Source organism: Priestia sp. P5_B4 (genome assembly GCF_056400385.1).
Genome location: NZ_JBFULJ010001219.1, coordinates 1 through 883 on the forward strand (window position 1 = coordinate 1; position 883 = coordinate 883).

Here is an 883-nt window from a genome sequence, read left to right on the forward strand (position 1 = left end):
TTTCTGAAGTTCCCGATGCAAACCCGACCGTCTTTCCTGGAGCGCCAGTCCGTTGCGTTTGCCTGCACGGCGACGCTGCTCGTCGTCGCCCTGTTGTTCGGCGGCGGGGCGCGTGGCGCGGGCGATGCGATGGTGCACCTGGCCATGTTGCCGTGCTTGGCGCTCGGCATCGCGCGATGGCGCACGGCGGAAGTCACGCGCTGGGACCGTGCATTCCTCGCCCTGTTGTCGAGCGCGCTCGCGCTGGTGGCCCTGCAGCTTGTGCCGTTGCCGCCTGCGTGGTTCGCGGCGTTGCCCGGGCGCGCGTCGGTCGCGGCGGATCTCGCGCACGCCGGCATCGCGCCCGCCTGGCGCCCCATGTCGCTGGATGCGTGGGCGACCGTTCGCGCCGCGCTTGCGATCCTCACCTTCGGCGCGATGTGGTTGTCGGCGCGTTCGTTGCCGCATGCGCTGCGTCGGCGTTTGCTGATCATCGCGGTCGGCGTGGGGGTGGCGCTGGCCTTCCTCGGATTCGCGCAAGCCACGGGCGGCCCGAACGCCCTGCGATTCCATGCCTTCCATCATCCGATCGGTGCGATCGCCACCTTCGCCAACCGCAACCATTTCGCCGATCTGCTCGGCGTGCTGTTGCCCATCGCGCTGGCCCTTGCCGCGCAGGCGCAAGGACGCGGCCAACGCGCGCAGGCGGGGCTTGCGCTGGTCGCGGTCGTCGCGCTGTGGCTCGCGGCGGCGCTGACGTTTTCGCGCGCGGGTTTCGTCCTGGCGTCTTCGGCGCTCGTCGCGGCCGCCTGCGTGCTGTGGTGGCCGCGACGCGGGGCAGGGCGTCGCTGGCTCGCGCCCGGATTGGCGTTCGGGATCGCGATGCTCGCCGTCGCGCACTTTG

General features: G+C 71.2%; 1 protein-coding gene. It reads left to right on the forward strand.

The genetic code is table 11. The annotated features are described in order from the left end of the window. The coding region (locus tag AC1DRF_RS30065; protein ID WP_477742580.1) for a hypothetical protein at positions 1-883 on the forward strand (883 nt) is incomplete at both ends.